9 protein-coding genes are annotated in these 7,991 nt (G+C 64.6%); 3 read left to right on the forward strand and 6 right to left on the reverse strand.

Features of this window, described 5'->3' with window-relative positions:
* Positions 1-946, reverse strand: a 946-nt coding sequence (locus AUR66_RS18985; protein ID WP_058573678.1) for a bactofilin family protein, incomplete at its 3' end; no start/stop codon positions are given.
* A 175-nt stretch (positions 947-1,121) separates the two neighbouring features.
* On the opposite strand from AUR66_RS18985, the gene AUR66_RS18990 reads away from it, so the two are divergent.
* Both AUR66_RS18990 and AUR66_RS18995 read left to right on the forward strand, forming a co-directional pair.
* Positions 1,122-2,096: an aldo/keto reductase gene (locus tag AUR66_RS18990; RefSeq protein ID WP_058573673.1), complete on the forward strand. Its 975-nt coding sequence runs from the start codon at positions 1,122-1,124 to the stop codon at positions 2,094-2,096.
* 79 nt (positions 2,097-2,175) lie between these two features.
* The gene (locus tag AUR66_RS18995; protein WP_058573679.1) at positions 2,176-2,628 is read left to right on the forward strand and encodes a hypothetical protein; all 453 of its coding nucleotides are present in this window, start codon (positions 2,176-2,178) and stop codon (positions 2,626-2,628) included.
* A gap of 20 nt (positions 2,629-2,648) precedes the next feature.
* On the opposite strand, the gene AUR66_RS19000 is transcribed toward AUR66_RS18995, so the two are convergent.
* Genes AUR66_RS19000 through AUR66_RS19010 form a run of 3 tightly spaced genes read right to left on the reverse strand, consistent with a single transcriptional unit; the run spans position 2,649 to position 5,608 of the window.
* Positions 2,649-3,848 (reverse strand): MFS transporter, encoded by a 1,200-nt coding sequence (locus tag AUR66_RS19000; RefSeq protein WP_058573674.1) that lies wholly within the window; start codon positions 3,846-3,848, stop codon positions 2,649-2,651.
* Positions 3,849-3,884: 36 nt separating this feature from the next.
* On the reverse strand, positions 3,885-4,943 hold the full coding sequence (locus tag AUR66_RS19005; RefSeq protein ID WP_197409886.1) for an iron transporter: 1,059 nt from the start codon (positions 4,941-4,943) through the stop codon (positions 3,885-3,887).
* The gene (locus AUR66_RS19010) at positions 4,940-5,608 is read right to left on the reverse strand and encodes an SCO family protein (RefSeq protein ID WP_058573675.1); all 669 of its coding nucleotides are present in this window, start codon (positions 5,606-5,608) and stop codon (positions 4,940-4,942) included. The genes AUR66_RS19005 and AUR66_RS19010 overlap by 4 nt, the downstream gene beginning before the upstream one ends.
* Positions 5,609-5,749: 141 nt before the next feature.
* Between AUR66_RS19010 and AUR66_RS19015 the strand changes: the two genes are divergently transcribed.
* Complete coding sequence (locus AUR66_RS19015) at positions 5,750-7,048, forward strand: DUF7405 family protein (RefSeq protein ID WP_058573676.1); 1,299 nt, start codon at positions 5,750-5,752, stop codon at positions 7,046-7,048.
* 26 nt (positions 7,049-7,074) lie between these two features.
* Here AUR66_RS19015 and AUR66_RS19020 read toward each other — a convergent pair whose 3' ends face one another.
* Together AUR66_RS19020 and AUR66_RS19025 are read right to left on the reverse strand one after the other, a co-directional pair.
* A complete protein-coding gene (locus AUR66_RS19020) occupies positions 7,075-7,743 on the reverse strand; it encodes a cytochrome c biogenesis CcdA family protein (RefSeq protein ID WP_058573677.1) in 669 nt (222 codons plus the stop codon).
* Positions 7,743-7,991: TlpA family protein disulfide reductase (locus AUR66_RS19025; protein WP_394326268.1), on the reverse strand; the 249-nt coding region annotated here is incomplete at its 5' end. The genes AUR66_RS19020 and AUR66_RS19025, both read right to left, overlap by 1 nt.

Consider the following 7,991-nt stretch of genomic DNA (forward strand, 5'->3'; position numbering starts at 1 on the left):
TGAACAGCCCTGCGAAGAGCGCCACCCAGCGGTTGTCGTAGTCCGCCAGCGAGAGGAGCCACGTCCCGAGGACGAGTGCGCCGTAGATGCTCGCGACCCAGAGCGCCAAGAGGAATCCAACGCCGCCGGCGAACGACAGCGGGATACCGATGATGGTCAGGAGTAACACGAGCAGGACGATGGGGACGGCGACGACGAGCAAGAGCCCAACACCGCCACTCCGAACGGCCTTCTTCGTCCCGAGACCCGTCACGCGGCGAGCGAACTGCGGGGCGACGAGGATAATAATCGCGCCGAGGACGAAGTTCGCGAGGAGCCAGTAGCCAGTGAACACCCACGCCGGGATGACGGGGCCTTCGAACTGGCTGACCGGCACGCCGAAGACAGGCGGCCCGACGAGTTCTACGTCGTCGACTTGCGTCGCACCGCCAGCGATGGCGGCACCGGAGTCGATAGTCGCCGTCGCGGCGTCGTACTCCATCGAGCCGCCAATCTGTGCGCTCGGACCGACGGTGACGGACTCAGCACCGACTCTCACGTCGCCGGCGATGGCACCGTCGAGTCGCACGTCGCCACCTGCGGCTTCCATGGTGCCGCCGATAGTCGCAGTGTCGCGGACGAAGATGGCACCGGCGGCGAGGTTCACGTCACCGTCGACTGTTCCCTCGATGGTCACGCTGCCTGCGACACCTTCGAGCGACCCGGTTACTTCGCCGGTTTCGGTCACGACGACGTTGCCTGCTGCGGTCGATACGTCGCCATCTACTGTCCCAGCGATGATGACCGTCCCGCCGGTGGCTTCGAGGTCACCGACGTAGGTTTCTCCTTCGTCGATGACCACTGCGCCGCCGGCAGACGGTCCTTGTTGTGCAGTCGCCACGCCCGCGAGAGACCCCACCACGAGGGCTACGAGGAACAGGGCGACCAGTTTGTTCGTACTAAACATCGGAATCACCGAGGCTTTGCCTCAAGTTGATGATACAACGTTTCAGACCATAAACTGGTGCAAAGCATCTCAATTAGAGGGAATCGCCCGGTGAGGAAGATATTCACCTCAAGATACTGATACAGTGTGACAGAGGACGTCCATCTTTTTGCCCCTCCCCCGTGTGCCTGTGGGCATGGAGTACACGACACTCGGAGACACCGGCATGGAAGTCTCGCGAATCTGTCTCGGTTGTATGAGTTTCGGAACCCCGGACTGGCGGGAGTGGGTCTTGGACGAGGAAGCAGGGCTCGAACTGGTCGAACGGGCAATCGACCTCGGCATCAACTTCTTCGACACCGCGAATATGTACTCCAACGGGGAGTCTGAGCGCGTCCTCGGGAAGGCCCTCGAAGGCCGCCGCGACGAGATGGTCGTCGCCTCGAAGGTGTACTTCCAGATGGACGAAGACGACCCGAACTCGGGCGGCCTCTCGCGGAAGGCCATCGAGCAAGAACTCGACAACTCGCTCGACAGACTCGGGATGGATACGCTCGACCTGTTGCAGATTCACCGCTGGGATTACGACACGCCCATCGAGACGACGATGCGCGCTCTCGACGACGCGATTCGGCGCGGGAAGACGCGGTACGTCGGCGGGTCGTCGATGTGGGCCCACCAGTTCGCCGAGGCACAGTACACGGCGGATTCGCTCGGCCTCGACCGGTTCGCCACGATGCAGAACCACTACAACCTGCTCTATCGGGAAGAAGAACGCGAGATGCTCCCGTTCTGTGAGAAGCAAGGTGTCGGCGTCATCCCGTGGTCACCGCTCGCCCGCGGGTACCTCACGCGCCCCCACGAGGAGTTCGACGCGACGACCCGCGGCGAAACCGACGAACACGCCAAGGGCCACCCCTACTTCGAAGGCGGCGGCCGTGAGGTGAACGAACGCGTGGAGGAACTCGCCGAGGAGAAAGGCGTGAAGATGGCGCAAATCGCGCTGTCGTGGGTCCTCCACAAAGAGTGGGTCGACGCGCCAATCGTCGGCACGACGACCATCGAACACCTCGAAGACGCTGTCGAGGCACTCGACATCAAACTCTCGTCGTCCGACATCGACTACCTCGAAGAACTCTACCAACCGGTCCGCGTCTCCGGGCACGAATAAGGGGAAAACACTTCACTCCCTATCGAGAGATTCGACCGTGCACAGGCGACTCGTCGAGACGGTCCGTGACGACCCAGAGATGGGATTCCTCGGTGCCGAGTTGCTACTCGCGGCCTTCGTTCTCTGCGGCGTGGGACTGACGCTCGTCTCCCCGCTTGCTCCTTCGATTCCACTCGCCGACGTTGGGTTTCCGACCGCCGCCGTCGCAACAGTGTCACTCACTGTCACGTCGTTGCTCGCCGGGTCGCGTCGGTTCGTTCGATTCGTCACCGGACGCGGCGGCCTCGAAATCGAGTCGTTCTGGCGGCTACTCGAACTGATGCTCGCGTTTCTCGTCGCCGGTATCGTCGCACTCACAGTTCAACTCGGCCAGTTCGCACTGTCCGTCCCGAACCCTCGCGGTGGCGGCGTCTTCGTCGGCCTCTTCTTCGCGCTCATCCTCTCGGGGGTCGGCCTCGCGGTCATCGTCTGTCTCCGCGGGATGTGGCGCGTCGTGAACGCCGAGATTCAAGCGGCGCTCGGCGGCGTCTGAGCCCCGTCGAGTCTGAAGCATCAATCGGCTGTAACCGACCGTTGCGTCTCTCCGAGCGAGTCGAGTCGCTTGACCGCCCGAAGGGCGACGATGGCGATGGCGACTTCTGCGAACCCGACGACGAGGAACGACGGGAGGTAGCCGACCACGTCGGCGACGACGCCGCCCACGACGAACCCCGTGAGGAAGCCGAGACTCCCGAAGACGTTGAACCCGCCCAGTGCTGCACCGCGTTCGCCTGCCGGTGCGAGGTCGGTGACGAGTGCCATCGTCGCCGGGGCGACGAGTGCGCCGAAGACACCGACGACGACCATCAGACCCGCGGCGAGTTCGAACGTCGGCGCGAGGCCGACGGCGACGATGGCGACGCCGTACAGCATCGACCCGAGGACGACTGGTCTGAACCGGCCGACGCGGTCCGAGAGCGACCCAAAGGGGTACTGGAGGAGAGCGAACGGGACGAAGAAGAGAGCGAGGACGGCCCCCGCGACGGCGGCGTCGACGCCGAACGTCTCGCGGAAGTAGAACACGCCGACGAGTGCGAAGAACCCGGCCGTCATCCGGTCGATGAAGCCGAAGGCGTACGGAACGCCGAAGGCTGGCCTCGCGGCCAACTTCCGCAGGACAGTCCCGATGCCGACGCGGACCGTGTCCGGGGACCTATCGGGGACGGTTGCGACGAGGAGTGCGACGCCGACGAGGACGGCGGCAGCAGCGTAGAGGGGAGCGAGTGGGTCGAGCGTCGTGAGGCGACCACCGACGACGGACCCGAGGGCGGCACCGAGGCCGATGGCGATGCCGGCGGCACCCATGTTCCGGCCGTTCCCGCCCGAGAGGTCTGCGAGCATCGTAATCGCCAGCGAGAAGGCACCGATGGTCATCGCGCCGCCGAACAGACGGACGGCGAGTGCGACAGAAAACGACGTTTCGAGCGACGCGAGGACCGCGAGCAGCACGTAACTCGACGCCCCACCGAGTGCGCCGACCACGATGAGCGGAGTTCGCCGGCCGAGTGAATCTGAGGCGGCACCCCAGACGCTGGCGAAGGTGACGAACGCGGCGAACTCGGCGACGAGGAACAGCATCCCCGCCGAGATATCGCCGCTGCCGCCGAGCGCGGAGACGAGGTCGGCTACCCCGGGGTAGAGTAACACCTGCGAGACGAGCACCCCCCAGACGGCGAGGGCGAGCGTCACTCGTTCTCGGCGCGTCGCAGTCATATACGAGAGGTAGAGACTCGGCCAAAATAGGGCTGTCTACGTGAGGCGAACGGTGTCGAATTCGAGGAACGCCGTCTCGTAGCCTTCGTGGCGGGCCACCTGCGGCGGGGTGTCGACCAGAACCTCGACCGTGTCGTCCGCCGTGAGACTGGGGACTGTCGCCCCGTAGTGGAATCCGAGTTCGGGGTCGAGGCCGGGTTCGAGTCGGTCGTCGAATCGGACCAGACCGCCGCCGGAGACAGTTGCCGAGAGGCCCATTCGCGGGACGACGAGGCGGTTGTACGGCGTCTGTGCCGAGATGGCGAGGTAGGTATCCTCGCCGAACCTCGGTGCCGAGATGGCCGTCCCGACCAGTCGGAGGTCACTCGCCATCCCAGACCCGATGCGGTCACCGGGAAGTGACTCGGGGGCGCGGCCGAGTGGCACCATGTCCATCTCCATCGGTTTGACTGCGCCCGGGTTGCCTTTCTCGTCGTCGAGCATCGTGTACGGGATGTCGTCTCTGTCTTGCGCGCTGAACTCGAAGTCGAGCGTGGCGGTGGCTGGCGATTCGAAGCGGCTGGCTACCTCGCCGAAGCGCTTCAGCGACGCAGCGCCGACGTTCACGCGAACCTCGTAGGTCCCGTCGCCGTCGAGGCCGAAGTTCGCCCCGTAGTGGAACCCCATCCGTTGTGAGAGCATGGCGTAGATGACCTCTTCGCTCACGAGGTCACCGTCACGACTGAGTTCGACAGACAACCCGGTGTCGGGGACGATGGTTCCCGTCTCGGGGTCCCACACCGACGCCATGAGGTGCACGTCGTCACCCGGTTCGACGGCCGTCTTGCTCGTTCCGTAGTCGCCGTCTGCTTCCTCCATCACCCAGAACCGGTGCGGATAACTGTAGAAGAGGCCGACGCGGTAGTCGCCGGCGTCGGCGGTACCGACCATCTTCATCCCCTCGACGTGGGTCGGGATGTATGCCTCGTTCGGCCGGTTCCTGACGACGGGCGGTTCGTTCGAGGTGTAGAGTCGCCCGAGTTCTGCGAGGCATCCAGAGAGACCGACTGCCGCGGCAGTCCCTGTCGCGGCGAGGAACTGACGCCGTCGCATCATGCCTCCCGAAGGGCAGTCAGGTCGTCGATGAGCGTCTGTTCGTCCGGTTGGTTCCCACGGTAGGTTCGCTCGACGTAGCCGTCACCGTTGACGAGCATGACGAGGCCGAGGTGGGTGAACATGTAGTTGCCGTCCTCGTTCGGTTCGTCCTTCTGGAAGAAGACGCCGAACTGGTCTTCGACGACGGACTTCGCTTCTGCTTGGTCGGCGGGGCGGAGGAAGTGCCAGTTGCCGACGTCCATGTCGACGTTCATCTGGTCTGCTTCTTTTCTGAAGGCCGTCGCGTCGTCGCGGGCAGGGTCGAACGTGACGGGATAGAACGACACCTCGTCTGCGTACCCTTCAGTGACCGAGTGAATCTGTACTTCACGGAGCGCACTGATGAGGACCGGACAGACGGTCATACAGTTCGTAAAGAAGAACGTGTGGAAGTGCGGCGTGTCGATGTCGCGGACGGCGACTTCGGTGCCACCGATGGGGTCAGTGAGCGTCACGTCGGGGACCTGCTGACCCCACGCGGGGTACGGCAGGTCCTCGCTCGAAACGTCGTTTTCACGGTCAGGCTTGGAGAGCGAGACGTTCGGGTTCCCGCCGCCACCGAGGCACCCGGCGAGTCCGACTGCCGCGCCAGTCCCGACAGCGCGGAGATAGGTTCGTCGCTGCATTACCTTCTCTATCGGCCAGAGCCTCAAATGCCGTTTGGTGTGTGTTTCGAACGCACAGGCGGCCGAATCGGATTCGAGAACTGAACCAATTTTCGACACGCACACCAGAACGGACTTGCCGCAGAAGTCCCTAGCCGAGGTATGTTCGACGGGTCTCCGTCCCGCCGAGAGTTCCTGAAAGCCGCCGTCGCAGCAGGCGGTGCAGCGGCGCTTTCGGCCTGCCTCGACAGGGCACCCGACGACCCCGTGCCGGCGGGAACCGAGGACTTCGACGCGCTTCCGGCCAGTCAGCACGCGTGGAACGACGGTTGCCAGACCGACGAGTACGGAAACGTCGAGGTGCCGCGTCATCAGGTTCTTCTCTACCTCGATTTGACCCGCGACGGGCCACCCACGGAAGCAGACCGCTCGACGGCCGAGAACGCCTTCCGCGTCCTCGACCGGGCGTACGAACGGAGTCACGAGGGTCTGCTGTGGTCTATCGCCTACTCCCCGCGGTACTTCGACCGATTCGACGAATCGCTGCCGGAAGACATCGACCTCCCAGAACCACGGGCGCTCTCGCCGTTCGAGACGCCCGAATTCGACCGACAGGACGCACTCGTTCACCTCGCGTCGGACCGCGCCGACGTCGTTCTCGAAGCAGAACAGGCACTCTTGGGCGAAGTCGAGACGGCGAACGGCGTCACCGTCGATGCCGACCTCTCCGGTATCTTCTCGGTCGACGCCCGCCGGACCGGATTCGTCGGTGCCGGGTTGCCCGCAGAACACCAGTCGGACCTCAACGGCATCCCCGACGGGAATCCGGTCCCTGAGCACTCACCGCTGTTCATGGGTTTCAAAGCCGGATTCGCCAAGAACCAAGCCACCGAGGAGTACGTCACCATCCAAGACGGCCCGTTCGCCGGAGGGACGACGAAGCACGTCGCGAACGTTCGCCAGCGACTCGCCGACTGGTACGACGAAGAAGACCAGTACCACCGCATCATGAAGTTGTTCTCGCCGGGCCACGCCGAACAGGGACTCGTCGACGGAGTCGGTGAGAACCTCGGCGACGACAGTGGCATCGACGCGATGCTCGACCGAATCCGCGACGACGCCGAGCAGTTCGGCCACGTCGGCCACGCGCAGAAAGCCGCTCGCGCCAACCGCGACGAGGACGGCAACGTCAAACTCCTCCGCCGACACTTCGAGTCGGCCGACGACGGCATCGCAAGCCTGCACTTCCCGTCGTTACAGCGCGGCATCTCCGACTTCGAAGCAGTCCGCGAAGCGATGAACGGAACCGACTTGACCGACATTCCGACCATCCGTCAGCGGGTCAACAACGGCATCTTGGAGTACCTCTTCACCAAGCACCGTGGGAACTTCCTCGTTCCACCGCGACGGATTCGGGCGTTGCCGACGCCGACTGGGGAAGTACCGATAGTGGACGAATAACGTCGAAGAAGCGACCCGGTCGGTTCTCAGACGTACCCAAGGAACGACAGCGCCAGCCAAATCTGCCAGACGCCGGCGGCGACCATCACGATGGCCGCGACTTTCTGAACAGACCCGACGTACCCCGAGAGCGAGCGGATTCGGTCGCCCCCGAGTGCGGCCAGCACCGTCACGATTGCCAGCGGAAGCGCCGCCGCAGTGGCGTACGCGGCGAGTGAGATGACGGCCTGTGCAGTCGGGAGGGCCAGTGACTGGGCCACGACACCGAGGAAGATGGGGACGACACACCCCGCGGCGGCGAGGCCGTAGACAGCGCCGAAGATGCCGAACCCGGCGACTGAAGACCGGTACTCGGGGAGGACGACGTGCAGACTCGGCGCTCGGCCGGTGAACAAGAGGAGGCCGAAGACGACGAGTGCAGCGCCGACGATTGGTTCGAACAGTGCGATGTGCGACGCGATTCGCCCGCCGACGAGTGCGAGAATCACGCCGATTGCGGCGAGTGCGGTGAGGGCGGCGAGCGATGCGACACCGCCGCGCGCGATTGCCCCGCCGAGGTCAGCGTCGTCTCGCGAGAGGTAGTACCCGACGTACCCCGGAAGGAGTGGGTACGCACACGGGGCGAAGAACGTGGCGACGCCCGCACTGAGTGCGAACGCAAGCGTGCCAGCGAATGCGGGGTCGAGGCCGAGCATCAACGCGCGTCCTCGATGGCCTCGCGGAGGTTCGACTCGCTGGCGAGTCCGCGGTGGGTCCACGTCACCTCGCCGTCGCCGTCGAAGACGACGAGATACGGCAGTCCACTCGCTCGGACGGCGCGCATCAATCGACTCTCTGGGTCGTGTCCGACCGTCCAGTTACCGTCGTTGTCCGCCCACCAGTCGCGGATGTCGTCCATCGTCAGGCCGCCGCCGAGTCGCTCGTTCGTCACGGAGACGAACGC

The organism is Haloferax profundi (assembly GCF_001469865.1).
Taxonomy (GTDB): Archaea; Halobacteriota; Halobacteria; order Halobacteriales; family Haloferacaceae; genus Haloferax; species Haloferax profundi.